This window comes from Chryseobacterium sp. DZ-32 (assembly GCF_059587025.1).
In genome coordinates this window covers 26,037-52,077 of sequence record NZ_JCAIOM010000008.1, presented here as the reverse complement: position 1 = coordinate 52,077, position 26,041 = coordinate 26,037, and the positions used below count along the sequence as shown (strand labels likewise).

The window sequence follows — 26,041 nt, the reverse complement described above, 5'->3', positions numbered from 1 at the left end:
ATAAACTTCTTATGTTAAAACAATTTATAGAAAGACCGGTCCTTTCAACGGTCATCTCCATAATACTCTTATTATTGGGAGCTTTGTCTCTCTTTAATTTACCGATTGCCCTCTTCCCGGATATCGCTCCACCAAGCGTTCAGGTAACGGCATTCTACCCTGGAGCCAATGCTGAGGTCGTAGCCCGTTCGGTGGCCACTCCTATTGAGGAAGCCGTGAACGGGGTTGAGAATATGACCTATATGACTTCCAACTCCAGTAACGACGGTACCATGACCCTGAGTGTTTTCTTCAAACAGGGTGCCGATGCAGACAATGCAGCAGTAAACGTACAGAACCGTGTATCGAAAGCGATGAGCCAGCTGCCTCAGGAAGTGGTACAGGCCGGGATCTCAACCCAGAAGGTTCAGAACAGTATGATTATGTTCATGGGACTGACCAGTGAAGATGCGAAACAATATGATGAATTATTCCTTCAAAATTATCTGAAGATCAATGTTATTCCACAGATACAGCGTATTCCGGGGGTAGCACAGGCTCAGGTATTCGGGACAAGGGATTATTCCATGAGAATCTGGCTGAAACCGGATCGTCTGGCAGCCAATAATCTTTCGCCTCAGGAAGTTTTGGGAGCCATTAAAGACCACAACCTTGAAGCTGCTCCGGGCCGTCTTGGACAGGGAAGTAAGGAAACTTACGAATATATCCTTAAATATAAAGGAAAACTGAATAAGGGTGAAGACTATGAAAACATTGCCATCAAAGCAAACAGTGATGGATCTTTCCTAAGATTAAAAGATGTAGCAAGAGTAGAATTTGGTTCTTATACCTATACTGCCACCAACAGAGTAGACGGAAAACCGGTTGCCGGATTTGCTATCCTGCAGACAGCCGGATCCAATGCCAACGAAATCCTTACGGAAATTGAAAAGCAGGTTAAGGTAATGGAAACCACTCTTCCAAAGGGAGTGAAGCCAATCATTATGTACAATTCCAAAGATTTCCTTGATGCTTCTATCCATCAGGTTGTGGAAACGCTTGTTATTGCTTTCATATTGGTATTTATTGTAGTATTCATCTTCCTTCAGGATTTCAGATCTACCTTAATTCCGGCTATTGCCGTGCCGGTTGCAATTATCGGAACCTTCTTCTTCCTGCAGTTATTTGGTTTCAGTATCAACATGCTTACCTTATTTGCATTGGTACTCGCCATTGGTATTGTAGTGGATGATGCCATTGTGGTGGTGGAAGCCGTCCATTCTAAAATGGAACAGACGGGAATGCCTGTAGAGCATGCTACCATGCACTCGATGAGTGAAATTTCAGGAGCCATTATTTCCATTACATTGGTAATGTGTGCCGTGTTTATTCCGGTTGGATTTATGCAGGGACCTGCAGGAGTTTTCTACAGACAGTTTGCTTTCACATTGGCGATTGCGATTTTAATTTCAGCGGTTAATGCATTAACATTGAGCCCTGCATTATGTGCGATGTTCTTAAATGATCCTCAGGGAGAACATGGGGAGCACGGTCATAAAAAAGGTTTTGGAGCAAGGTTCTTCAATGCTTTCAATGCGAGCTTCAACAGCATGACCAGAAAATATATTTACAGCCTTAAGTTTTTAATTAAAAACAAATGGGTTGCGATAGGAGGTCTTGTTATCATCACAGCAGCAAGTGTATTTTTAATCAAGAAAGCGCCGTCAGGATTCATTCCTACGGAAGACCAGGGATTCGTATTATATGCAGTGAATACTCCTCCGGGAAGTTCACTGGAAAGAACCCACAGAGCGACAGCACAAATTGATCAAATCATCAATGGTGAAAAAGCAACCAACCACCTTTGGGTAGCGGATGGGATGAACTTCATCAGTAATGCCAACGCATCTCCCTATTCTGCAGGTTTCATCAAGCTTAAAGATTATGACAAGCGTGGTGAAATGAAAGATCCCGATCAGATTGCAGCAACGTTGACAGGTAAGGTAAGCCAGGTGAAAGATGCCAACGCATTCTTCTTCAACTTCCCTACTGTACAAGGTTTCGGTAACGTTTCCGGATTTGAATTCATGCTTCAGGACAAAACGAATGGTTCTTTTGAACAGTTGGGAACAACCACACAGCAGTTTATCGGAGAGCTTATGAAAAGACCTGAAATTGCTTTCGCCTTTACAACATATGCGGCAGGAAACCCTCAGTATACTATTGATGTGGATACTGATAAAGCTAACCAGCTGGGCGTTTCTGTAACAGAACTGATGCAGACCATGCAGATTTATTTCGGAAGTAGCTTTGTATCGGATTTCAACAGATTCGGAAAGTATTACAGAGTAATGGCTCAGGCCGATATTCCTTACCGTACGGATGTTAATTCATTAGAAGGAATCTATGTTAAAAATAAATCAGGAGAAATGGTTCCTGCCAAAACTCTGGTAACGTTAAAAAGATCTTTCGGTCCTGAAACGGTAACAAGAAACAACCTTTTCAATGCTGTTACGATTAACGGAACCCCGAAACCTGGATACAGTACCGGAGATGCCATCAAAGCGGTAGAAGAAGTTGCCCAGCAGTCACTTCCGAGAGGATACGGATATGAGTGGACAGGGATTACCCGTGAAGAAATTAAAACAAGCGGACAAACTGCCTTTATTTTCTTCTTAAGTATTCTATTCGTTTACTTCTTACTGGCAGCTCAGTATGAAAGTTATATCCTTCCGTTTGCGATTATTCTTACCATTCCAACAGGGATTTTCGGAGTATTTGCCTTCACAGGACTAGCTGGAATTGATAACAATATTTACGTTCAGGTAGGATTGATCATGCTTGTAGGACTATTAGCGAAGAATGCCATCCTGATTGTGGAATTTGCCGTACAGAGAAGAAAGGCAGGTAAAACATTGATTGAATCTGCCCTTCAGGCATCGAGATTACGTTTAAGACCGATCTTAATGACCTCTTTTGCCTTCATCGTGGGAATGCTTCCATTGGTATGGACGCAAGGTGCTTCTTCAAAAGGAAACCACTCTATCGGTTACAGTACCGTAGGAGGAATGCTTACAGGGGTAATCTTCGGGATCTTTATCATTCCGGTAATGTATGTAGTGTTCCAGTACCTGCATGAAAAAATGCCAAGCAGAAAAAAGAAAAGACTTCTGAAAAAACAAATGGAGGAAGAACTTTTAGCTGCTAGTCACTAATAAAAAAATGAATGACAAAAACTTAGAGAAAATTTTAAGATCATAGGTTTACCTATTTACCTGCCTGTTCTTAATGGTTTAAAAAACTAACTATTTTCTCCTACTAAAGAAATTTTTGCATCAACAGAAGCCTCTCTAAGTTTTGTCTTCAATTAAAAGTTTAAAAACTATGAAACGAGTAAAAAATATTATTCTAACATTTGTGCTGGCCATCGGCTCTGTTTCGTGTGTGTCTAAGCTGGCCTACACGGAGCCTGAGCTTCCTCTTCCGGAAAAGTTCCAGTACACCGCCACTGCAGACACAGCCAGTATAGCCAACCTGGAGTGGAAACAGTTTTTCAGCGATCCTATATTACAGGGACTGATTGAAAAAGGAATTAAAAATAATTATGATCTTCAGATTGCCTTAAAGCAGGTAGCAGCTTCACAGGAAAAACTGAAACAGGCAAAATATATGCAGTACCCGGATGTTGGGTTCGGAGTAAGCGGACAGATTTCAAGACCATCCAAAAACAGCATGAACGGGCAAAGCTTAAATTTATTTTTAGGCTCGAGCCATGTTGAGGATTATAACGCAGCCTTCAATCTTTCATGGGAAGCAGATATCTGGGGAAAAATCAAAAACCAGCAGGAAGTTTCAAGAATGCAGTACCTTCAGACCTATGAAGGTTCAAAAGCAGTTCAGACTCAGGTAGTAGCAGCTATTGCACAAGGGTATTATAACCTGTTGATGCTTGACAGACAACTGGCGATCGCAAAATCCAACCTGGAACTGACCAGCAATACCCTTTTAATGACCCAGAAAATGTGGGAAAGTGGTGATAATACTTCTTTGGGAGTACAGCAGGCTGCTGCACAGAAACAGGCTACAGAGCTTCTGATTGCCCAGCTGGAACAGAATATTGCCATCCAGGAAAATGCACTGAGTATTCTGGTTGGAGAACTTCCCAATAAAGTCGACAGAACCATTGAAATGTCTGATACTTCACTGCCTCAAAACATTACGGCAGGACTTCCGGCAGCTATGGTAAGCAGAAGACCGGACGTTCGTCAGCAGGAACTGGTTTTATTAGAATCCAATGCGATGGTAGGAATTGCTCAGGCGAATATGTATCCGGCATTGAAAATTACTGCTAATGGTGGAGTAAATTCATTCAAATTTGATAACTGGTTCCAGATTCCGGCTTCGTTATTCGGATCGGTTTTAGGGGGAATTACCCAGCCTATTTTCCAGAAAAGACAATTGAAAACAGATCTGGAAGTAGCCAAAATTCAAAGAGAAAAAAATGTTCTTGCATTCCGTCAATCAGTATTAAATGCTGTGGGAGAAATTTCTGATGCCTTGGTTTCCAATGAAAACTTAAAAGTTCAGGAACAAAAAGCGACAGAACAGGCAACTACATTAAAAGATGGAATTAAAAGTGCACAACTTCTTTACAAAGGAGGTTCAGCCAATTACCTGGAAGTGATTACAGCACAGGGGAATTCCCTACAGGCAGAGTTGAATCTGGCTTCCATAAAAAGACAGAGATTAAGCAGCATTGTAGATTTATACAGAGCTTTAGGCGGCGGTTGGAAGTAGTAAATTAAATTATATTTGTTTTAAGATGCGGTTCTTTTCAGAGCCGCATTTTTTGTATTGTTTCTGTTTATTTACAATATGAATTTAAACTTGGATTCCTAAGGAATGACACAGTGTATGGATAAATGAAGCGTCCGGTTTGTCATTCTGAATGGAACAAAGTGGAATGAAGAATCTTTAAAAACAATCGATGAGATTCTTCCTTCGTCAGAATGACAAACTAAGTGCTTAATTTATTCCTGAAATTGCTCAGCAATCCATTTTAACAGAGCCTCAAAGTCTTCCTGAGAATATCCTAATTGCAAATAATGAATATCATCCGCTTTCCTGTACCAGGTCAGCTGGCGTTTCGCATACCTGCGGCTGTTCTTTTTAATTTCCGAAACCGCAAAATCAAGATCCCATTCTCCATCAAAATATTTGAACAGTTCAGCGTAACCTACAGTATTCAAAGCTGTCAACCCTTTGAATTTCTCAAGACTTTTCACCTCATCCAGCAGTCCATTCTCCATCATGATATCCACTCTGCGGTTAATTCTTTCATATAATTCTTCCCTTGGAGCTTCTATCCCGATTCTGATGATATTAAAATCTCTTCCATTTTGAGAAACCGAAATATGTTCAGAATATTTTTTATCCGTCTGCCAGATAATATCAATAGCTCTCAACAGCCTGCGGTGATTGTGAATATCCACTACATTGAAATATTCAGGATCCAGTTCTTTTAAAATCTCCTGAAGTTTTTCTATTCCCTCCTGCTCCATCATATTTTGAAGCTTCTCCTGGTTTTCAGCATTGGCTTCCGGAAGATCGTGGAGACCTTCTATCACCGCTTTTTCATACATCATGCTTCCTCCAACAAGAATTACCGTGTCATGAGCAGCAAAAAGTTCATTAAGTTTTTGAAGCGCATCTTCTTCATACTGCCCGATAGAATAATACTCTTCCACTGAAAGATTTCCGATAAAATGATGAGGTGCCTGCGCCAGTTCTTCTTCCGAAGGGGCGGCAGTCCCTATTTTCATTTCTTTAAAAAACTGGCGGGAATCACAGGAAATAATCTCCGTATTGAAATGTTTCGCCAAATCAATTGCCAATCTTGTCTTTCCTATTCCGGTGGGTCCTACTACAGAAATTAAATTTTTCTTTTTCACAGCGCTAATTTACGAAAACGAGCTCATTTGAATTTTTATTTTTAAACACAAAAAAGCTACGGATTGTTTTGAACCATTAAGAATATTTAAGTTGTTAAGTTTAATTAAGAAAAAATCAAATAGATTTCTTTTAAGCACTATGCTAAAAGCGAAGCTCATCTTAATATTCTTAACATCTTCATTAAAATTTTAATGGTTATTTAAAATTGAATGATCAGATTGTATACGTTGGAATTTCATTGTATCACATTATACACTTAATTGTTTATCTTTGTAGAACAATAAAAAACTATGATTTTATCAATGACCGGATTCGGTAGAGCCGAAGATGTTTTTGAAGGAAAAAAAATTACTATTGATATTAAATCTCTGAACAGCAAGAGCTTTGATTTAAATATTAAAATTCCTTTACGTTATAAAGAAAAAGAATTTGAAATCAGAAAAATTCTTAACGATAGAATTATCCGTGGAAAAGTAGACTGCTACGTTAATATTGAGAATCTTGAAGAGTCCAACGATGTAAAAATCAATAAAAACTTAATTGACTCTTATATTAACGAACTTAAAAACATAGCTTCTGACGGTCCCAATTTCGAATACCTTAAAATGGCAGTAAGACTTCCTGATGCCATCACTTCAAGACCTGACGAATTAACGGAAGGTGAATGGGAAGCTCTGGCTAAGATTGTCAATAATGCCGTAGACAGATTCGAAGAATTCAGAAGAACTGAGGGTGGTATCTTACACGAAGAACTCAACAGAAATATTCAGAATATCGACAAATATCTTAGCGAGGTGATTCCTTTTGAAGAAGAAAGAATTGTAAGCGTGAAAGAACGTTATCAGAAATCTTTGAAAGAATTCGAAAACGTTGATGAAACCCGTTTCTATCAGGAAATGGCCTATTTCACTGAAAAACTTGATATTTCTGAAGAAAAGGTAAGACTTGCCCAGCACCTGAAATATTATAAAGAAGTAATGGACAATGAGTCTTTCAACGGAAAAAAACTGGGATTTATTTCTCAGGAAATCGGAAGAGAAATCAATACACTGGGTTCTAAAGCCAATCACGCAGAAATCCAGAAACTGGTGGTGATGATGAAAGACGACCTTGAAAAAATTAAAGAACAAACGTTAAACGTATTGTAATGATAGATACGGGGTACGAGATGCGTGGTTGTTCTAAGAATAGATCCCCAAACTCGAAACCCGTAACCCGAAACCCAAAAAATGGATAAAGTAATTATATTTTCAGCACCATCAGGGAGCGGAAAAACTACATTGGTAAAGCATTCACTGGAGACATTTCCTGAACTGGCATTTTCAATCTCATGTACTACAAGACAGCCAAGAGGAAGTGAAGTACATGCCGTAGATTATCATTTTCTGACACCGGAGGAGTTCAGACAGAAAATTTCCGAAGATGCTTTTGTAGAATATGAAGAAGTTTATACTGACAAATATTACGGTACTTTAAAATCTGAAGTAGAAAAAATCTGGAATCAGGGAAAAGTTGTTATTTTTGATGTAGATGTAAAAGGAGGCATTTCATTAAAAAAATACTTCGGTGAAAAAGCGTTGTCTATTTTTATAGAACCGCCTTCCATTGAAGAATTGGAACGAAGATTGATCTCCAGAAACACAGATGATGCAGAAACCATAAAAACCCGTGTCGCAAAGGCAGAAGAAGAAATGACCTACGCCAGCGGGTTTGACAAGATCGTGATTAATGAAGATCTTGATGCAGCTAAAAAAGAAATAGAAAGTTTAATAAAAAGTTTTATCAGTAATTAATGGCTGGAAGATGGAAGAAGGAGGATGGGAGTAAAATACTACACTCAAAATCTAACTTCTAATTTCTAACCTCTAGCTTCTGATCATAAAAAATTGAGGTGGATATGAGTACCGAAACATTAGAAAAAGCTAAATCTGCAATTCCTGTCAGAGGATTTCTGGATATAAAAGATATTGCTATTCCTCAGGGTGAAGAATTGGTGAAGGCCATTCTCAAACTGAAAGAAGAAAAAAATGCGGTTATTCTTGCCCATTATTACCAGCCCGGAGAAATTCAGGACATCGCAGATTTCCTTGGAGATTCTTTACAGTTGGCAAGACAGGCTAAAGATACCAATGCTGACATGATTGTATTTTGTGGAGTACATTTCATGGCAGAAGCCGCTAAAATTCTGAATCCAACTAAAAAAGTAGTTCTTCCTGATACCATGGCCGGATGCTCTCTGGCAGATGGATGTTCAGGAGAAGGACTGAGAAAAATGCGAGAGCAGCACCCGAATGCTTTAATTGCTACTTACATCAACTGTAATGCTGAAACTAAAGCTGAAAGTGATATTATCGTTACAAGTTCAAACGCTGAAACAGTGATTGAAGCACTTCCGAAAGACAGACCGATCATCTTTGCACCGGATAAAAACCTGGGAAGATACCTTTCTAAGAAAACAGGTCGTGATATGATCCTTTGGGACGGAAGCTGTGTAGTACACGAAGCATTTTCAATGGAAAGAATTGCCCAGCAATTGGCAGACAACCCGGATGCAAAACTGATTGCACACCCTGAAAGCGAAGAAGCGGTATTGAAATTAGCTCATTTCATCGGCTCTACTTCTGCTCTTTTAAATTATGTAGAAAAAGATGACTGCCAGAAATTCATCATCGCTACTGAGGAAGGTATTCTTCATGAAATGAAAAAACGTGCACCTCACAAAGAACTGATTCCTGCATTGGTTTTCGACGAAAGCTGTAACTGTTCAGAATGTTTTTATATGAAGCGTAATACAATGGAAAAATTGTATCTATGTATGAAATATGAACTTCCGGAAATTCTTATCGACGAAGAATTAAGATTAAAAGCATTAAAGCCTATTGAAGCGATGCTTGATCTTTCCAAAAGCATAAAATAATTTTTTTATCACGAATATTTATTATATTTAAAACTTAAACTAATAATAAATATGAAAAATCTAAAAAAATTAGACAGAAGAAGTCTTAAAAATGTAAACGGAGGAAGTAACATATGTAACTTAAACTGCGAAATACATGAAACCTGCGGAGCAGGATGCAATGGAGAATTGATCTGCGTACCCAGAGGAATGTATATTCCGGATAACTGTTAAAAAAATAAAGCACTGTAAAAACAGTGCTTTTTTATTGTTCTGAAACAGGTCTTGTGCTAAGAAACACCTCCGTCTACGCATTCCATACTTACCAGAACACACATCTTACAATAATCAGGCAGTCCCTGATAAGCAGAACATGGATACTGATATTCTGGACCATCTCCGAACGTAGCATTCTGAGGACACCCTGCACATCTGGACGGACCAGCTGCCCCATTTAATTTTTCAAGTTCTTTTCTGTTTAATTTCTTTAAATTTTTCATAGTTGTTTTAATTTTTAATACGTTTTAAGATTCTGAAATAAGACAACTTCCCGGAATTGACGGATCATAAGGGAAAAGATAAAGACAAACTTTACGCCCTTTAAGATCTGTGCATACTGCACACCCTTTTGGTCCGCAATCGAGGTCAACTGCACAGCTGTCTCCTGTACCTCCGATAATAGATCTTAAGCTTTCTCTGTTTAATTTTTTTGAATTTTTCATAGTATTTTAATTTTTAAATTGAGTTTAGTCTATTCAATACTAAAGCATTGGTGCATAGCAGGTTCCTCCCGGCTTCAGCCAGCATCCCCAATTCCCGCCTCCGCGGAAACAAACAAACTGCTCGCCTCCACAGGCTTCAATCTGAATATCAGTGAAACCACCTTTGATGTTCTTCTTGTCTTCTCTTGATAATTTTTTAATTGTTTTCATATGGTAATAATTTTGGTATTCTGTAACAATAAATTGATCATTTGAATCAGTAAGGTCCGAAGCATTCAAAGCTTACCAGAACTCTTCCTTTACAGCATTCCGGTAAAGCATGATAATCGGCACATGACCTTGGCTCGCCTGGTCCGTATGGGCCGGCAAGACAATTCTCAAAACAGTTATTCACATTTCCTCCACTGATTGACTTCAGATTCAAACGGTTTAATTTCTTTAAATTTTTCATAGTTATTTCGTTATTAGTTAATATCATAAATGTAACATTTTTAATCAATTACACCAAAATATATCTCATAAAAAGGAAATATATTTTATTATGTTAAAAACTTGTCTGTTTCAAAATAATTTGTACATTTGTTCCGTTACAATGAATTTTTTAAGAAACATATCTGATATTTCTGCTCTGAAGTCACTTATTTCAGGCGTATCTTCTGTTTCTACATTTGGCACTACAACAATTACCCCATAACGGGGTAGATTTTCACATATTATTCCCGGTACCCGTACTCTTTTTTTCAAAGAGTAACCACTTCTTTTTATCCAACTTCAAAAAAATAATTGATGAAAGTTTTAAAATTCGGCGGAACATCAGTCGCCCATTCTCAGAATATCTTACTGATGGAAAAAATCGTAAAAAGAGAATCTTTAAAAAGTAAAGTTGTTGTTATTGTATCAGCTCTTCACGGAGTTACAGATCAATTGATCAAAGCAGCAGAACAGGCTTCTGTAAAAGATGAAAATTACAGTCAGGCCGTTCAGAACCTTGAAGAAAAACATATCAGTCTGGTGAAAGAACTTTTCCCAATCACAGAACAAAGCTCATGGCTGAGTTTTGTAAAAAAACATTTCAACGATATCGAAGATCTCTGCAACGGAATTGCTGTTCTTGGTGAATTGACAGATAGAATTAAAGATAAAATTGCTTCTTACGGAGAATTCCTTTCCTCAAAAATTATAGCTGCAAGATTACAACATGAAGGATTAGACTGCGTCTGGATGAACTCTGCAGAACTGATCAGAACAGACAGTAATTTTACCCATGCAAAAGTAGATTTTAAATCCACCGATCATAATATTGCCCGTTTTCTGAATGAAAATCAGAACCCCATTATCGTAGGACCAGGTTTTATAGCGAAGGACGAGAAAAATAACGCCACCACATTAGGGAGAGGCGGATCAGATTACACCGCATCTATTATTGCAGCGGCTATTGATGCAGAAGAACTCCAGATCTGGACCGATGTAAGCGGAATGATGACTGCTGATCCCCGTCTGGTCTCCAATGCTAAACCTATTTCAGAAATATCTTATCATGAAGCGATGGAACTGTCACATTTTGGGGCTAAAGTGCTCTACCCGCCTTCCATTCAGCCTGTCATGGTAAAAAATATAAACCTGCTTATCAAAAATACTTTTGATCCCGATGCAGAGGGAACTCTGATTTCTCATCAACTACAATCTTCAGAAGATGAAAAACAGATTGCAGTAGGAATCTCCAATATGAACAGTATTGCCCTGCTTACACTGGAAGGCAGCGGAATGGTAGGAATACCCGGAATTTCAGCTAAATTATTTCAGTGTTTAAGCCATGAAAAGATCAATGTAATCCTTATAACACAAGGTTCTTCAGAGCATTCCATCACTATTGCGATTGAAGAAAAAGAAGCTTTATGTGCCGAGCATGCAATCAACTCTTCTTTTGCGGATGATATTAATCTGAAAAGAGTGTACGCGGTGAAAATTGAGACCGGACTTTCTATTGTAGCTCTGGTTGGAGAAAGTATGAAAAGCAGAAGCGGTGTAAGTGCAAAAATGTTCGGATGTCTGGGAAATAACGGAGTTAATATTAGAGCCATAGCACAAGGGTCTTCGGAAAGAAATATCAGTATTGTGATTTCAGAAAAAGACAGTAAAAAAGCGGTAAATGTACTTCACGAAGATTTTTTCGAATCTGAAATAAAACAAATTCATCTTTACATCTGTGGAACAGGAAATGTAGGTTCAAAACTGATCCAGCAGATTTATGACCAAAATGATTATCTAAAAGAAAACTTTCTGATCAACCTGAGAATTGCAGGAATCTCCAACAGCCGGCATATGATGTTTTCAGATCAGGGAATATCACAGGAAAATTATTTTAACTGGAATCAGCAGGGTGAAAAAGCCTCTGCCAGGGAATTTGCTGATGAAATTATCCACAGAAACCTTAGAAATTCTGTTTTCGTTGATGTAACTGCAAGTCCTGAGGTTCCTGAAGTGTATGAAAGCTTATTAAAAAGAAGTGTGGATATTGTTGCCTGTAATAAAATTGCAGCTTCTTCTGATTTTAAAAAGTATAAAACCTTAAAAAATACCGCCAGAAACCACAACTGCAGTTTTTATTTTGAAACCAATGTAGGGGCAGGGCTTCCGGTAATAGGAACTATCAACGACCTCATTAAAAGCGGAGACCAGATTCAATCCATTAAAGCTGTACTGAGTGGAACATTGAATTTTGTATTTAATGAGTATGACGGAAACAGGACTTTTTCCGAAGTGGTAGCCCAGGCTCAGAAGGAAGGATACACAGAGCCGGATCCAAGGCTTGATCTTTCGGGAACAGATGTAGCAAGAAAAATTTTAATTCTGGCCAGAGAGGCAGGATATCTGCTTCAGTTTGAAGACATTGAAAATATAGGTTTTCTGCCTGAAGAATGCATGGAAGGAAGCGTTGAAAACTTTTATGAGAAACTCACAGTATATGAAGACCATTTTAAAAACTTATTAAACAATGCTAAAGACGAAGGCAAAATATTAAAATACGTAGCAGAATTTGAAGACGGAAAAGCCAGAGTAGGTTTACAGCATATTGCTCCGGACAGCGATCTGTTTCATCTGTATGGCAAAGACAATATTGTCATTTTTAAAACGCTGAGATATTCCGAACAGCCTTTGGTGGTAAAAGGAGCCGGTGCCGGAGCGGATGTAACAGCGAGTGGAGTTTTTGCAGATATTATCCGTTCTATTTAAAAATACAAATATGAAAAAAGTAAAATTAAAAGTACCTGCCACTGTTGCCAACCTGGTTTGCGGATTCGATATTTTAGGAATGGCAGTTCATGATCCTTATGATGAAATGGAATTCAGATTATTGGAAACTCCTGATATTATTATACAACATACAGACTCTTTCGGGCTGCCTGAAGAACCGTCCAAAAATGTTGCAGGCATCGTCTTGTTGAAAATTCAGGAACATTTTAATCTGAAAAATGGTTTTGAAGTGATTATTCATAAACATATAAAGCCTGGAAGCGGGCTCGGCTCCAGTGCGGCAAGTGCCGCCGGAGCCGCCTTCGGAGCCAATATATTATTAGGAAACAAATTGTCAAAAGAAGAAATGGTTCATTTTGCCATGTTTGGAGAAGAACTGGCTTCGGGAGTACGCCATGCAGACAATATCGCGCCATGCATCTATGGTGGGATTACACTGGTAAAATCTACTGATCCGATTGATATTATTCCGCTGAACAGCCCGGATTTGTTTGTAACAGCAGTACATCCGCAGGTAGAAGTTAAAACTTCGGATGCCAGACAGATTTTAAAGAAAAACATCAGTTTGAAAAGCGCTGTGGAGCAATGGGGAAATATCGCAGGGCTGGTAGCTGGAATTGAGAAAAATGATTTCCCGTTAATTGGAAGAAGTCTTAACGACGTCATTATAGAACCTGTCCGCAGTATCCTGATTCCGAAGTTTGACGAAATCAAAGAAAAAAGCTTACAGATAGGATCTTTGGGAGGAGGAATTTCCGGATCAGGACCTTCCATTTTCATGCTGTCTGAACAAAAAGAAACGGCAGAAAAAATTGCTCAGATGATGAAATCAGTCTATGATGAAATTGATATAGAAAGTTTTGTATATGTATCAAAAATAAATCCGGCAGGAATTCAGATTATTGAAGAAAATTAACCTTAAAAAACAGAAATGAAATATTACAATTTAAAAGACCATCTGGAAAAAATTGATTTCAGAGAAGCAACAATAAAAGGCCAGGGAAAAGAAAAAGGATTATTTTTTCCGGAAAACATTCCGCAATTTGATCAGGAATTTATTCAAAATCTTCATCAGTATTCCAATGAAGAAATTGCGTACCAGTGTATGAAAGATTTTGTGGGTGATGAAATTCCTTCTGAAATCTTAAAGGAAATTGTTACTGAAACAGTCAGTTTTGATATCCCTTTGGTTAAGATCAATGAACAAATCTCTATATTGGAATTATTTCATGGTCCCACCCTGGCTTTTAAAGATATCGGAGCCAGATTCATGAGCCGCTGCCTTTCCTACTTTTTGAAAGACCGGAATAAAAAAGTCACTGTTCTGGTGGCAACTTCTGGAGATACGGGAGGCGCTGTAGCCCATGGATTTTATAAAGTACCGCAAATTAATGTAGTCATTCTGTATCCTAAAAACAGAGTCAGTCCGGTTCAGGAAAAACAATTGACCGCATTAGGCGAAAATATTTCAGCGCTGGAAGTCAACGGAAGTTTTGATGATTGTCAGAATCTTGTTAAACAGGCTTTTTCAGATGAAGAAATCAATAGTCAGTTATTTTTGACCTCTGCCAATTCTATCAACGTTGCAAGATGGCTTCCTCAGCAGATTTATTATTTAATCGCTTTAAAACAATGGATACAGGAGCATAAGGAACAACCTGTAATCTGTGTACCCAGCGGAAATTTCGGAAATATCTGTGCCGGGCTTCTGGCTCATGTCAGAGGTTTGCCTGTCAGCCATTTTATTGCCGCCTGTAATGCCAACCAGGTAGTTCCTGATTATTTTAAAACTCAGAATTACCAGCCACAAAAAGCCATTACCACTCTATCCAATGCTATGGATGTGGGAAACCCAAGTAATTTTGTAAGAATTCTGGAGCTTTTTGGGAATCAGTTTGAATTGGTAAAAAATAAAATTTCAGCTTATTCCATTGATGATGAGCAAACGATGAATACTATCTCGGAAGTTTATGAGAAATACGGATACGTTCTGGAGCCTCACAGCGCTGTTGCATTGGCCGCAATGGAACAATATCTGCAAGAAAATCCTGAACAGAAAGGATTTATTCTGGGGACTGCACATCCTGTAAAATTCCCTGATGCGGTGGAAAAAGCCATTCATACGCAGATTGAAATTCCTGAACCTTTGAAAGAACTTATGGAAAAGGATAAAAAAACTGTAGAAATAAATTCAGATTTTGAAGAATTAAGACGATTTTTGCTTCATAAAATCTAAGCAATGAGCAAAATATATCTTGAAGATGTAAGAATATATGCCTACCACGGTGTACTTCCCGAAGAAAATATCATCGGTACCTATTATATTCTGAACGTAGAACTTCATACCGATCTGTGGAAAGCTGCAGAATCTGATGATTTGCATGACACAATAAGCTATGCAGACATCAATGATATTCTTCATGGTGAGATGAAAATAAAATCCAGATTACTGGAACATGTTGCCGGGAGAATGATTACAAAAATTCACAACAGCTTTCCACAGATTGATTATATTAAATTAAAAATCACCAAAACAGCTCCTCCAATGCAGGGAGAAATGAAAGGCGCCAGCATTGAGCTTGAAAAAAGCTTTAAGCCGGAAAATTAAAATTCATATTTTCGTTGATAAAAAAACATTCAAATTGAAATTCGTTACAATATTATTTTTAGCAGCAGGAATCAGCGTTTTTGGCCAGACCACCGTTGATAATCAGCTGGCAGCCTATAACTTTCCGAAGATAAAATCCAGTATTACAATGCCTGTGACCATTCCTCTTTCGGAACTTAGCAATATGATCAATGCTTCTGTGAAAGATCTCGTTTATCAGGATGATTCTTATACAGACAATAATAATGACCAGTTCAAGGTAAAAGTTTGGAAAACAAGACCTATCCGCCTTGTAGGTGGAACCAGTCAGAACCTGCTGATTGAAGTTCCTTTAAAAATATGGGCAGAAAAAGGAATTGGTACATTGGGAGTTTATACCTATCAGAATACAACCTTCGAAACGGTAATGTCTTTCAATACCACCGTTACTTTTAAAAATAACTGGACCATCACAACGAACACCCGTCCGAACGGTTTCAGATGGGTTACAAAACCTGTTCTGGATTATGGAAGAATACAGATTCCTATTACCTCCTTTGTTGAAAAAAGCTTAAAAGAACAACAGGAAAAATTTTGTAAAACAATTGATCAGCAAATGGCTGCACAGTTGAATTTCCAGCAATATGCCTTAATGGCCTGGAATACTTTTCTGCAGCCCTTCAATATTTCTGAGGAATATAATACCTGGCTGAAAGTAAGTCCGGTGGGAGTTAATATCACTCCTTTGAAGTTCTATGGAAATCAGATCAACGCTACTCTTGGTGTTGATATCTTTTCGGAAACTTTCACAGGAAATAAACCTGCAGCTTCTTCACCGGTGACCAGCGTTGCCAATTTTAATACAACACCGGCAGTTGCAGATCGATTTATTTTGCAGACCACTGCTAATATTCCTTTTACTGAGGCAAGTAGTATGGCAAGAAAAACTTTCCTGAATAAGGAGTTTGATGTGCGTGATTCTAAAGTAAAAGTAACCGACATCAGAGTGTACGGTGTTGATGACAGAGTCGTTATTGAAGCGCAGACTGATGGTTATATAAAAGGGACTTCCATTATTTCAGGGGTTCCAGTATATGACGAAACGAAAAGGAAAATTGTTTTGTCACAAACCAAATTCAAGCTGAAAACGACCAATATTCTGCAGAAAACGGCTTCCCTTCTGTTCCAGGGAAAAATTGTAAAAATGATTGAGGAAGAATATGGTATCCCCACTCAGGAGCTGGAGGAAACTTCAAGGAAAAGTATTGAAGCAGCTTTTAATAAAGAGTATTATAAAGGATTAAAAATGAACGGAAGAGTTTTCAATCTTAAGCCCAGTAAAATTCTACTTAGCAGTACAGGAATTACCGCCGTTATTGATACAAATGCTTCGTTAAAATTGATTGTGAACGGATTCTAAAATTTTAAACTCAAAAACTAAACCAAAAACTAATAACCGACCATGAGAAAATATTTACTAGTTGTAGATCGAAACAAAGCTGAAAAGCTGACCAGATTTGCTAATTTTTTTATTGACAGACTTGTCATCTCAGTTTTTTTTCTTGCTTTGGGCTTTACTGCTTCCTTACTGTATAACCTAGCCAATATTGACTTTCTGATCAAGATTATTTATAAGATGTCAGAAATCAATAGGTTTCTTGATATACTGATAACCTCTCTTATCTACTTTATGTACACTTTTCTGATAGAATATTTTACCAAAGGAAGATCGATCGGCAAGTATATTACCGGAACAAAAGTCATTTGTATTGATGGAACAGAACCTACTTTCAATGATTATTTGGTTCGCAATATTTCGAGAATTGTTCCTTTTGATACATTTTCCTTCTTAGGTGAAAATGGCTGGCATGATAAATGGAGTGAAACAAGAGTAATAAACATCAAAAATTATCAGGCTGAAATTCAAGCAAAAAGCGAAATTGAGGATCTTGGAAAGAAAGAAATTGCTTAAAAACTTTTGTTCATAAAGAAATTTTACTATATTTGCACACCTCAAAAATGGTAAAAATGGTACTTTGGCCGAGCGGCTAGGCAGTGGTCTGCAACACCATCTACAGCGGTTCGAATCCGCTAGGTACCTCAGAAAAAACCTCTAAGTTATTTAGAGGTTTTTTTGTTTTTATATTTTTACGATTTTTAAATATTCCATTTTTTTTCAACAATATTATTATGAAAAAGTTGATCACTTTCTTTCTGATTTCTTTTGTCTTAGCAGTTTTAAACGGATATTTTTTTAATTATATTAATGACACCTACTTACATTTTGATGTCAATTACAATAAGTCTCAAAATATCTCAAAAAATGAATTAAACTTTATTGCGCTATTCGTTGCACCTTTTATTGAAACTTTTATATTTCAGTATCTCCCCTACCTGATTTTAAGCAAATGGATAAAGCTCAATAATAAAGCATTTTGCATTATCATTATGAGTATTATTTTCGCATCAATGCATTATTATAACTGGCTCTATATTACTATGACATTTTTTGGCGGAATTATTTTAAATAACTTTTATATTTATTATCACAAGCAGATTCCTCACTACAGTTTTATTCTAACAGTACTCTTCCACATGTTGTTCAATCTTTATGGGTTTTTGTTTATCATGTAACTTTCCTTTATTAAAAAAAACAAGCTCTTCCTGATCAAAGAAGAGCTTGGTAAATAATGCAAAAAGTAATGATGGATAAAAAATTATCTTTTTCAAAGATAAAGGGATAAATCAACCTGGGTTTATGAGCAGCGTCATATCATATCAAAAAAAAATCCCCGGAAATTCCGAGGATAAAAACTAATAACCATGAAAACTCAAATTAAACATGAGTTACATTTCTATATTGAAAAATCGTGCCAAGAATAACAATTTTGAGAAAAAAAGTTAATTTCTTACTGCAGCACCATTTTAATCAATTCAGCATTTTAAACCGATTTTACTGATACTTTAAAAACCACTTCATAATTACTTCTAATAATTTCAGATAAATATAACGGTCTGGCAAAAGTATTAAAAAAAAAGTAATTTACATTTTAATAAAATAAAATTTACATTCATGACATAAAAAAAATTAAAATAACTTAATCGGCCATAAAAATATTTTTTGTCACAAATTGGCATACTTTATTCTTTATATAAACCAACCCAGTAAAATTTAAATGTCATGTCACAAAAAAATTTTAATAAAGAAGATTTCACAAAAATCAAAGATGGGGAATATCAGTTGGAGTATACAATAAGTGAAATAGGTGAAGGGGCAGATCTTATCGTGGAAAGAATGACAGAAAATGGAAACTATGAAATGATTCAGCCTCAGTTACGAAAATCAAATGACAAAATATCAATCATTTGGGACAGTCCGTTCGACGGTAGAATTCTATTTGATGCATAAGGGCAATTCAGACATGTTCATCATATAGAAAAAGCCCCCAGAAATGGAGGCCTCAAAAAACACAAATGATGAAAAAAAATTTTATATCAGAGATAAAAATTATTTTATCTATTAATTCTTAGTCAAAGATATACCACTCTTTTTTTTTATTTTATGATTATACTCATAAAATTTTTAATTCTTTTAAGTAGGAATTTTTCCGAGCCTTTCAAATATTTCTCAAAAAGAGACAATAATTAAAATCTGTAATACTCTGTTTTCTTATAACTGGGAGAACAGCATTTCTTTAGATGAAAATGCATCATAAAAATATCATGTTTTGCACAATTATCATATTCGCTAAGTCATATAAAGCATAAAAAGAAACGGCCTCCGCAAGGAGGCCTAAAAAACACAAATGATGAAAAAAATCTATTTAGAAAAATCCAAACAGAATATTGTGGAATCATTCAAAAATGGTCATTATATTGTTACATTTTCTAAGCAGAAAACACTATACAATACTGGAACAGAAGAATGAATACTTTCTATAAGAATCAAACTGCATCTGAAGATCAATTAAACACCAAAACAGGGTGAAATTATTTAGTAAACTAAAAGATCTTCATCTGTGGAACGGGTAAATTTAGTTAAATATTTATTTGCTCACAAGACTATTCCTCCCAAATGATTGGAATATACACTGTAACATATCCATCAGCATCTACATGGGCATCAGAAACCGTTGCAACGACAGTTCCATAACCTACCCAGCCTCCCTGGCCCTGCGTAGCAGAAAAATTATAGGTTCCTGCAGGAAGGCCATCATAATATTGTGGAACAGATTGAAATCCGCCACCGTAATAGGTATCATACACTTCTCCTGTAGCTATATTCTCAGCAAGAAAACTTCCTACATCATAATTTCCAGAAAGAATTTTGGTTCCGTTTTTTGAGAGAAGACCGTACCGGATCTTATAGGTCTGAGTTTTTGGCGTTTCACCGGTTATTCCTGAACTACCTTTATAGGGCTGGGTTATTTCTCTGGAGGAAAACGATGTGGCAACAGTAAGCAATGTAATCACTGCTGATACTGTAAAGATTGATTTTTTCATATTAAAACGAATTTGGTATTCAAAAATACTCAACTTATATGAATTTAATAAAAACTATTAATGAAATAAAATTTACAAATATTCCTGAAACCCTGCATTAACAATATAAAATTCATCATTATTCAAAATCATTTTCCTTTTAACTATTAATTTTAACACTCGTTAACTAAAATTTGGCTCTATAATTGAAAATACAACTAAAATTAAAAGTCAATTGACTTTATTGTATTAAAATTTGAATTATGAGAAAGATAGTATTAGCAGGTTTTTTATCCGTCTTTTTAATGACGGCCTGCAAGAAAGATGACCGTATTGCAGAAAAGTCGCTGGAAGCACAGAAACTTGAGTTTCAGGCCAGACAACTTGAAATAGAAAAACAAAAACTGGCTATTGAAAAAGAAAAAATGGTGTACGAAGCCCAGAAAAAAGCAGACAGTATATCAGAAAGCAAAAAATCAAGAGCTGCTGCTGAAAATAATTCAAAACCACAGGTGATCAGAGAAACACGAACAGTATATAGAGACAGAAGCTCAAACTCTGGTTCAGGCAGCAACGGAAGCTATGCAGATAACGGAAGTGGTACTTCACAGGGAACCACACAGAAAAAAGGATGGAGTAAGGCTGCCAAAGGAACTGTTATTGGTACCGTAGGTGGAGCAGCTGTCGGAGCGATAGTGGCTAAGAAAAACAGAGGCCTTGGTGCTGTCATAGGTGGTGTTGTAGGAGGTGCTACAGGATATACTATTGGTAGATCACAGGATAGAAAAGACGGACGAGTACAACCACGTTAATAAATATTTTAATGATAAAATACAAAGATTGCTTACTTTTAAGCAATCTTTTTTTATGATACTGATTCTGTTTTCATCCATTTTCATGATTCCTGTCCTGATGGGCTGGGGAAAGATCATGGAAAATATATGGGGAGTTCTGTTTCAGGGAATTTCAGGGAAAATTTTATCCGGAATCCTGGGATTAAGTCTGATATGGACAGTTATCTCATTTTTCACTCCCTTGAATATCAATATAGAAATACCTTCCATATTCTCAGGGTTATTCTTTTTCTTTAAAAACAAACTTTATCAGAATTTCTATAAGCTTACAAAAAAAGATTTTAAAGTATTAAGTGTAAGTTCTCTGGTTATTATATTCGCAGGTTCTTTTTATCCTTATATATTGGATCATTTCGGATATTATATTCCTACGTTGAAATGGCTCACAGAATATGGTCTGGTAAAGGGAATTTCTAATGTAGATCTCACCTTAGGGCAAATGTCTGTCTGGCATACCTTTCAGGCTGGGTTCTCTAATTTCTCTGACCCTTTCTTAAGAATCAATACGGTGCTGCTTATCATCTACAGTATTTATAGTATTGAAAAGAAAAACTGGATACATCTATGTTTCCTACCGGTATTACTGCTGTTTTCACAGTCTCCAAGCCCTGATCTTCCTGTTATTATTTTTTCATTGATTATTTTAAATGAGATCATGACAGGGAACAGAAATTCCACTTTCCTTTTTACATTTTCAGTATTTGTTTTTGCCATAAAACCAACCATGATATGGCTGCCTGTATTGACATTCCTAAGTTCAGTTTTTATTTTTAAAACCCATTTCAGATCCTTCTTTTCAGGAATAATCATTTTACTGCTTTTCTTCATTAAAAATATCTGGACATTTGGATACCCCGTTTTTCCGATAGCAATAGGCGATATAGGAGTAGCCTGGAAGCCTGATCCGGAGGTTTTAAAAATCTCCTCACAATTTGCCATTATGAAAACGTATGATATGCAGTACACGTATGAGGAAATCCAGAAATTTTCAACTGCAGATTATATCAGAAACTGGTTTTCTCTGGAAGGAATCAAATCCAAAATCAACATTCTTTTTGTTTTGAGCTTAGTCATTTTCACTGTCTTTACCTTAGTAAAAAAGAAAAAGCTCACCACCCTGATCTGTCTTTCATTATTGATAAAGAGTATATTAGTTCTTGCTTTTTCAGCCCAGTACAGATTTTTCACAGATGTCTTTTTCGTGATATTCTTTGTTATTTTCCATGAATATTTTGATCAGAAAAAAGCTGTTATTGTTTTCTCAATTTTAAGCGTATTTTTTATTTCCATTTTATCTTTCCCGGAATTTATCCAGAGATATCTTCCAAGTTTCAGAGCCGGAAACTTCATGAGAGGATTTGAAAAAGAACAGATATACAAGCCTGCAACGTATGAATATCAGCAGTTTCATACATTTAAGGTAGGAAATTTTAAATTTAATATGGTTCACCATTATCCTTATAGTTTTGACACACCGCTTCCGGCCATCACTCCGGCTTATTTTTTCGATAACGTGAAGGCGGGTATTTTTCCACAGCTCTCGGATAAAAATGATATCAAAAAAGGATTTATCTGGAAAAAGATGACCTCAGAAGAAAAAGAGGAAGTCCAAAAGGTTATCAATACTATCAAAAACAATGATAAATAGAACAAATCCAGAAACTTTATTATCTGAAGAAAAAAAGGTAATTTTGTATCATGTTCAACACATTAGGTAATCTTCTTAGTCTTACAACATTTGGAGAAAGTCACGGAGTGGCTTATGGCGGTATCATTAATAATTTTCCGGCAGGTTTAACGGTAGATCTCGATAAAGTTCAGTATGAACTGAACCGAAGAAAACCTGGCCAGTCGGCAATCGTTACACAAAGAAAGGAAAGCGACACGGTAAAGTTTCTTTCAGGAATCTTTGATGGCAAAACAACAGGTACGCCCATCGGTTTTATCATTGAAAACGAAAATCAGAAATCGAAAGATTATGATCACATTGCTGGCGCATATCGTCCAAGCCATGCTGATTTTACTTATGACCAGAAATTTGGTTTCAGGGATCATCGTGGTGGCGGAAAATCTTCTGCAAGAGAAACAATGAATTGGGTAGTGGCAGGAGCCCTTGCCAAACAACTTTTACCCAACATTGAGATCAATGCTTACGTTTCTTCCGTAGGTGATATTTTCTGTGAAAAGCCTTATCAGGCTTTAGACTTCTCCCAAACAGAGAGCAATGATGTTCGTTGTCCGGATACTGAGACGGCAGAAAAGATGATTGCAAAAATCAAGGAGATCAAAAAAGAAGGAAACACAATCGGAGGAACCATCACCTGTGTGATTAAAAATGTTCCTGTAGGAATAGGTGAACCTATATTTTCAAAGCTTCAGGCTGAACTGGCAAAAGCAATGCTGAACATCAATGCCTGCAAAGGATTTGAATATGGAAGTGGTTTCTGTGGTGCTAAAATGACAGGAAAAGAACATAATGATGCCTTCAATACGGATTTCACCACAAAGTCTAACCTTTCCGGAGGTATTCAGGGTGGAATTTCCAACGGAATGGATATCTATTTCCGTGTGGCTTTCAAACCTGTAGCTACTATTCTGAGACCTCAGGACAGTATTGATAAAGACGGAAATCCAGTCATTGTAGAAGGAAAAGGACGTCACGATCCTTGTGTAGTTCCAAGAGCAGTTCCTGTAGTGGAAAGTCTTGCGGCATTTGTACTGGCAGACCTGTTTTTGATTAACAAAACAAGAAATATCAATAATTTTTAACATAAATATTTTTGGTAATGAAAAATTACTGGGATAAAGGAATTTCGTTTGAAGAATATCTTCAGATTGCAAAAGAAAGATTAGAAAATCCTGCCAACCAACAGGAGGCTGACTATAAACAATATTACGAGCTGGGTCTTCAGAGAATGGACAGAACGGTAAAAAAGTACGTTCCGGATGAAGATCAGCTGAAAGAACTGGCTGCCAAAAACTTTGACGGAAAGATTTTAATCATTTCTGAAGCATGGTGCGGAGATGCTAGTGCAACAGTACCTGCTCTTTTCAGATTTTTTGAAGGACACAATGAAGTAAGAGTTTTCCTGAGAGACAGTGATAAAAGTTTAATCAACCAATTTTTAACGAACGGTACAGAATCCATTCCGAAAGTACTTATCCTTGACAAAGACCTGAATGTGAAAAATTCATGGGGGCCACGTCCCAAATATGGATATGAGCTTCTGATGAAATATAAAGCTGATCCTGAAGCGTATCCAAAAGATACTTTCTACAATGATCTGCAGATATATTATGCCAAAAACAGAGGTAAAGATGCTGTTCAGGAAATTTTAGACCTGCTATAAAAAAGTGATATGAAAAAAAGTATTATTTATATTGTAATCATAGCAATCATTGGCGTTGTTGCATTTGTACCGGGAATAAGAAATTTCCTTAAGGATACTTTTTTTCCGGTAGCCACTATTGAAAATGCTGTTCACATCAGTGAAGAGGATTATGATATAGAACTTAAAGGCATTAATGCACCAAGCACCAATCTTAAGAATTTTAAAGATAAAGGGGTTTTTCTGAACTTCTGGGGAACATGGTGCCCGCCTTGCAGAAAAGAATGGCCTTCTATTCAGAAACTTTATGATACGAGAAAGGATCATGTTGATTTTGTTTTAATTGCCATGAATGATAAAGAAGAGGATGTAAGGAAGTTTTTGAAAGAAAACAACTATACTGTTCCGGTATATATTGCTCAAAGTCCTATTTCCGAAAAAATTCTTCCAAAGGTATTTCCTACCACTTTCCTGCTGGACAAACACGGAAGAATCCTTATTAAAGAGGATGCTACAAAAGACTGGAACACAGAGACTGTGCATCAGTTTATTGACAATATTATCAAATAATATTTTAACTAAATTTTATAATTTGTTGGTACAGGATTTGCGAATTTTATAGCGTTGAAAAATTTATTAATCCAAACACAAAATGAAATATTCAAAATTAAATCTTGCAAAAGAAGCCATCAATCATAAGGGCTTTATCAAAAAGATCCCTGATATTTTCAGAATGGTTAAAATGTGGAGAAAAGGTATTTATCCAATGAAATCCATAGACATTATTCTTCCTTTACTGGGAATTTTATATGTACTCTCTCCTATTGACCTCCTTCCTGAATTTGCCATACCGGTTCTGGGAGTTATGGATGACCTGGCAGTATTGTCGCTTACCATCCCTAAGCTCATCAAAGAGGTTGACAAATTTTTATTGTGGGAGGCCCAGCAAAAATATAGCAGTGCCCAAGTCATTGATGCTGAAATCGTAAAATAATAGTTTATTATATTTTTCACACCATCCCGGTCAATCCGGGATGGTTTTTTGTTTACAAATGAGTGATAAATTTTTAAGCCTTATTTCAATTCCTTAAATTTGCAATATCTAATAAAAAATAATGGAAAGTAAAAAAGAATTCTTCTTAGAGTGCTACAAACTAGGAATCATTAAATTCGGAAGGTTTACCCTAAAAAGTGGTATTGAAAGTCCTTTTTATGTAGACCTGAGACCTTTGGCTTCAGATCCTAAAATTTTAAAAAATCTTGCTAATTATTTACTGGAAATGCTTCCGTTAGATAATTTCGATTTAATTTGTGGAGTTCCTTATGCTGCTCTTCCTATGGCTACAGCAATGTCTCTGGAAAGCTATATTCCATTAATTATTAAAAGAAAAGAAGCAAAAAGCTACGGTACCAAGAAGTTGATTGAAGGAATTTACCAGAAAGGACAAAACTGTCTTTTGGTAGAAGATGTGATCACTTCAGGAAAATCTTTGCTGGAAACTATTCCTGAAATAGAACAGGAAGATCTTAAAGTTTCAGACATTGTGGTGGTACTTGACAGAGAGCAGGGAGGAAAACAATTATTGGAAAGCAAAGGATACAGAGTACACACGCTTTTCAATATTTCGGAAGTTTGCAATATTCTTCAGGAAACAGGTGAATTGTCTGATGAAGAAGTAAAAAGAATCCAGGACTTCCTTCAGGGGAACCACATTCAGTTTGAAGAGGAAACAAGATCTTCTTATGAACAGAAACTTCAGGTAACACAGCATTCCGTTTCAAAAAAATTACTGGAAACAGCTTTGGCAAAAAAATCAAACCTTATTGCCTCTGCTGATGTTACAACCACTCAGGAGCTATTGGAACTTGCTGAAAAAGTAGGGCCACACGTTATTGCTTTAAAAACACATATCGATATCATTTCTGATTTTGATTATGAAAAAACCATCACTCCTTTAAAAGCTATTGCAGCAAAACACCAGTTC

At 36.6% G+C, this 26,041-nt stretch carries 27 protein-coding genes and 1 tRNA gene; 22 read left to right on the top strand and 6 right to left on the bottom strand.

The window, feature by feature from the left end; genetic code table 11:
- Window positions 1-11: 11 nt before the first annotated feature.
- Together AC59HC_RS10615 and AC59HC_RS10610 are read left to right on the top strand one after the other, a co-directional pair.
- Window positions 12-3,194, top strand: coding sequence for an efflux RND transporter permease subunit (locus AC59HC_RS10615; protein WP_123279189.1), 3,183 nt, complete (start codon window positions 12-14; stop codon window positions 3,192-3,194).
- Between the two features lie 169 nt (window positions 3,195-3,363).
- Entirely contained in the window at window positions 3,364-4,776 is a 1,413-nt protein-coding gene (locus AC59HC_RS10610) for an efflux transporter outer membrane subunit (protein WP_062676226.1), read from the top strand.
- A 233-nt stretch (window positions 4,777-5,009) separates the two neighbouring features.
- Here the strand turns inward: AC59HC_RS10610 and miaA are convergent, their stop codons facing one another.
- On the bottom strand, window positions 5,010-5,930 hold the full coding sequence (gene miaA, locus AC59HC_RS10605) for a tRNA (adenosine(37)-N6)-dimethylallyltransferase MiaA (RefSeq protein WP_496558568.1): 921 nt from the start codon (window positions 5,928-5,930) through the stop codon (window positions 5,010-5,012).
- 291 nt (window positions 5,931-6,221) lie between these two features.
- Between miaA and AC59HC_RS10600 the strand changes: the two genes are divergently transcribed.
- The 4 genes from AC59HC_RS10600 to AC59HC_RS10585 all read left to right on the top strand — a co-directional run bounded on the left by AC59HC_RS10600 (window position 6,222) and on the right by AC59HC_RS10585 (window position 9,061).
- Window positions 6,222-7,079, top strand: a complete 858-nt coding sequence (locus AC59HC_RS10600) for a YicC family protein (RefSeq protein WP_082798853.1) — start codon at window positions 6,222-6,224, stop codon at window positions 7,077-7,079.
- An 81-nt stretch (window positions 7,080-7,160) separates the two neighbouring features.
- Window positions 7,161-7,724, top strand: coding sequence for a guanylate kinase (gene gmk, locus AC59HC_RS10595; RefSeq protein WP_110008065.1), 564 nt, complete (start codon window positions 7,161-7,163; stop codon window positions 7,722-7,724).
- Between the two features lie 104 nt (window positions 7,725-7,828).
- On the top strand, window positions 7,829-8,848 hold the full coding sequence (gene nadA / locus AC59HC_RS10590) for a quinolinate synthase NadA (protein WP_002976710.1): 1,020 nt from the start codon (window positions 7,829-7,831) through the stop codon (window positions 8,846-8,848).
- Window positions 8,849-8,899: 51 nt separating this feature from the next.
- Window positions 8,900-9,061: a bacteriocin-like protein gene (locus AC59HC_RS10585; RefSeq protein WP_157885796.1), complete on the top strand. Its 162-nt coding sequence runs from the start codon at window positions 8,900-8,902 to the stop codon at window positions 9,059-9,061.
- A 56-nt stretch (window positions 9,062-9,117) separates the two neighbouring features.
- Here the strand turns inward: AC59HC_RS10585 and AC59HC_RS10580 are convergent, their stop codons facing one another.
- Genes AC59HC_RS10580 through AC59HC_RS10565 form a run of 4 tightly spaced genes read right to left on the bottom strand, consistent with a single transcriptional unit; the run spans window position 9,118 to window position 10,000 of the window.
- Complete coding sequence (locus AC59HC_RS10580) at window positions 9,118-9,327, bottom strand: bacteriocin-like protein (RefSeq protein ID WP_110008066.1); 210 nt, start codon at window positions 9,325-9,327, stop codon at window positions 9,118-9,120.
- 24 nt (window positions 9,328-9,351) lie between these two features.
- Window positions 9,352-9,549, bottom strand: a complete 198-nt coding sequence (locus AC59HC_RS10575; RefSeq protein WP_202841259.1) for a bacteriocin-like protein — start codon at window positions 9,547-9,549, stop codon at window positions 9,352-9,354.
- A 39-nt stretch (window positions 9,550-9,588) separates the two neighbouring features.
- Window positions 9,589-9,759, bottom strand: a complete 171-nt coding sequence (locus AC59HC_RS10570; RefSeq protein WP_157885797.1) for a bacteriocin-like protein — start codon at window positions 9,757-9,759, stop codon at window positions 9,589-9,591.
- A 46-nt stretch (window positions 9,760-9,805) separates the two neighbouring features.
- A complete protein-coding gene (locus AC59HC_RS10565; protein ID WP_496558567.1) occupies window positions 9,806-10,000 on the bottom strand; it encodes a bacteriocin-like protein in 195 nt (64 codons plus the stop codon).
- A 335-nt stretch (window positions 10,001-10,335) separates the two neighbouring features.
- Between AC59HC_RS10565 and thrA the strand changes: the two genes are divergently transcribed.
- The 9 genes from thrA (at window position 10,336) to AC59HC_RS10520 (ending at window position 18,800) form a co-directional block, all read left to right on the top strand.
- Window positions 10,336-12,783, top strand: a complete 2,448-nt coding sequence (gene thrA / locus AC59HC_RS10560) for a bifunctional aspartate kinase/homoserine dehydrogenase I (RefSeq protein WP_429812754.1) — start codon at window positions 10,336-10,338, stop codon at window positions 12,781-12,783.
- Between the two features lie 10 nt (window positions 12,784-12,793).
- Complete coding sequence (locus tag AC59HC_RS10555; protein ID WP_496558566.1) at window positions 12,794-13,720, top strand: homoserine kinase; 927 nt, start codon at window positions 12,794-12,796, stop codon at window positions 13,718-13,720.
- Window positions 13,721-13,735: 15 nt separating this feature from the next.
- The gene (thrC, locus tag AC59HC_RS10550) at window positions 13,736-15,040 is read left to right on the top strand and encodes a threonine synthase (RefSeq protein ID WP_343641498.1); all 1,305 of its coding nucleotides are present in this window, start codon (window positions 13,736-13,738) and stop codon (window positions 15,038-15,040) included.
- A gap of 3 nt (window positions 15,041-15,043) precedes the next feature.
- The gene (gene folB / locus AC59HC_RS10545; protein WP_110008073.1) at window positions 15,044-15,412 is read left to right on the top strand and encodes a dihydroneopterin aldolase; all 369 of its coding nucleotides are present in this window, start codon (window positions 15,044-15,046) and stop codon (window positions 15,410-15,412) included.
- A 34-nt stretch (window positions 15,413-15,446) separates the two neighbouring features.
- Window positions 15,447-16,811: a DUF4403 family protein gene (locus AC59HC_RS10540; RefSeq protein WP_343641496.1), complete on the top strand. Its 1,365-nt coding sequence runs from the start codon at window positions 15,447-15,449 to the stop codon at window positions 16,809-16,811.
- 42 nt (window positions 16,812-16,853) lie between these two features.
- Window positions 16,854-17,363, top strand: a complete 510-nt coding sequence (locus AC59HC_RS10535) for an RDD family protein (protein ID WP_343641494.1) — start codon at window positions 16,854-16,856, stop codon at window positions 17,361-17,363.
- Window positions 17,364-17,421: 58 nt separating this feature from the next.
- Window positions 17,422-17,492: transfer RNA gene (locus AC59HC_RS10530), tRNA-Cys, on the top strand.
- An 89-nt stretch (window positions 17,493-17,581) separates the two neighbouring features.
- Window positions 17,582-18,025 (top strand): CPBP family intramembrane glutamic endopeptidase, encoded by a 444-nt coding sequence (locus tag AC59HC_RS10525; protein ID WP_496558565.1) that lies wholly within the window; start codon window positions 17,582-17,584, stop codon window positions 18,023-18,025.
- A 547-nt stretch (window positions 18,026-18,572) separates the two neighbouring features.
- Window positions 18,573-18,800, top strand: a complete 228-nt coding sequence (locus AC59HC_RS10520; RefSeq protein ID WP_202841274.1) for a glutathione synthase — start codon at window positions 18,573-18,575, stop codon at window positions 18,798-18,800.
- A 653-nt stretch (window positions 18,801-19,453) separates the two neighbouring features.
- Here the strand turns inward: AC59HC_RS10520 and AC59HC_RS10515 are convergent.
- The gene (locus AC59HC_RS10515) at window positions 19,454-19,894 is read right to left on the bottom strand and encodes a hypothetical protein (RefSeq protein ID WP_496558564.1); all 441 of its coding nucleotides are present in this window, start codon (window positions 19,892-19,894) and stop codon (window positions 19,454-19,456) included.
- A gap of 242 nt (window positions 19,895-20,136) precedes the next feature.
- Here AC59HC_RS10515 and AC59HC_RS10510 point away from each other — a divergent pair, with 242 nt between their 5' ends.
- The 7 genes from AC59HC_RS10510 to pyrE all read left to right on the top strand — a co-directional run.
- Window positions 20,137-20,685 (top strand): glycine zipper domain-containing protein, encoded by a 549-nt coding sequence (locus tag AC59HC_RS10510; RefSeq protein ID WP_496558563.1) that lies wholly within the window; start codon window positions 20,137-20,139, stop codon window positions 20,683-20,685.
- 55 nt (window positions 20,686-20,740) lie between these two features.
- Window positions 20,741-22,375 (top strand): LIC_10190 family membrane protein, encoded by a 1,635-nt coding sequence (locus AC59HC_RS10505; protein ID WP_429812745.1) that lies wholly within the window; start codon window positions 20,741-20,743, stop codon window positions 22,373-22,375.
- A gap of 50 nt (window positions 22,376-22,425) precedes the next feature.
- Window positions 22,426-23,496 carry a chorismate synthase gene (aroC, locus tag AC59HC_RS10500; RefSeq protein ID WP_202841276.1) on the top strand — a complete coding sequence of 357 codons (1,071 nt, stop codon included), beginning with the start codon at window positions 22,426-22,428 and terminating at the stop codon, window positions 23,494-23,496.
- A 17-nt stretch (window positions 23,497-23,513) separates the two neighbouring features.
- Window positions 23,514-24,077, top strand: coding sequence for a thioredoxin family protein (locus tag AC59HC_RS10495; protein ID WP_062676249.1), 564 nt, complete (start codon window positions 23,514-23,516; stop codon window positions 24,075-24,077).
- A 9-nt stretch (window positions 24,078-24,086) separates the two neighbouring features.
- On the top strand, window positions 24,087-24,626 hold the full coding sequence (locus AC59HC_RS10490; protein WP_062676250.1) for a TlpA family protein disulfide reductase: 540 nt from the start codon (window positions 24,087-24,089) through the stop codon (window positions 24,624-24,626).
- Window positions 24,627-24,708: 82 nt separating this feature from the next.
- Window positions 24,709-25,050 carry a YkvA family protein gene (locus AC59HC_RS10485; protein ID WP_496558562.1) on the top strand — a complete coding sequence of 114 codons (342 nt, stop codon included), beginning with the start codon at window positions 24,709-24,711 and terminating at the stop codon, window positions 25,048-25,050.
- Window positions 25,051-25,171: 121 nt separating this feature from the next.
- Window positions 25,172-26,041 (top strand): orotate phosphoribosyltransferase (pyrE, locus tag AC59HC_RS10480; RefSeq protein WP_496558561.1); only part of this gene is annotated, 870 nt, incomplete at its 3' end.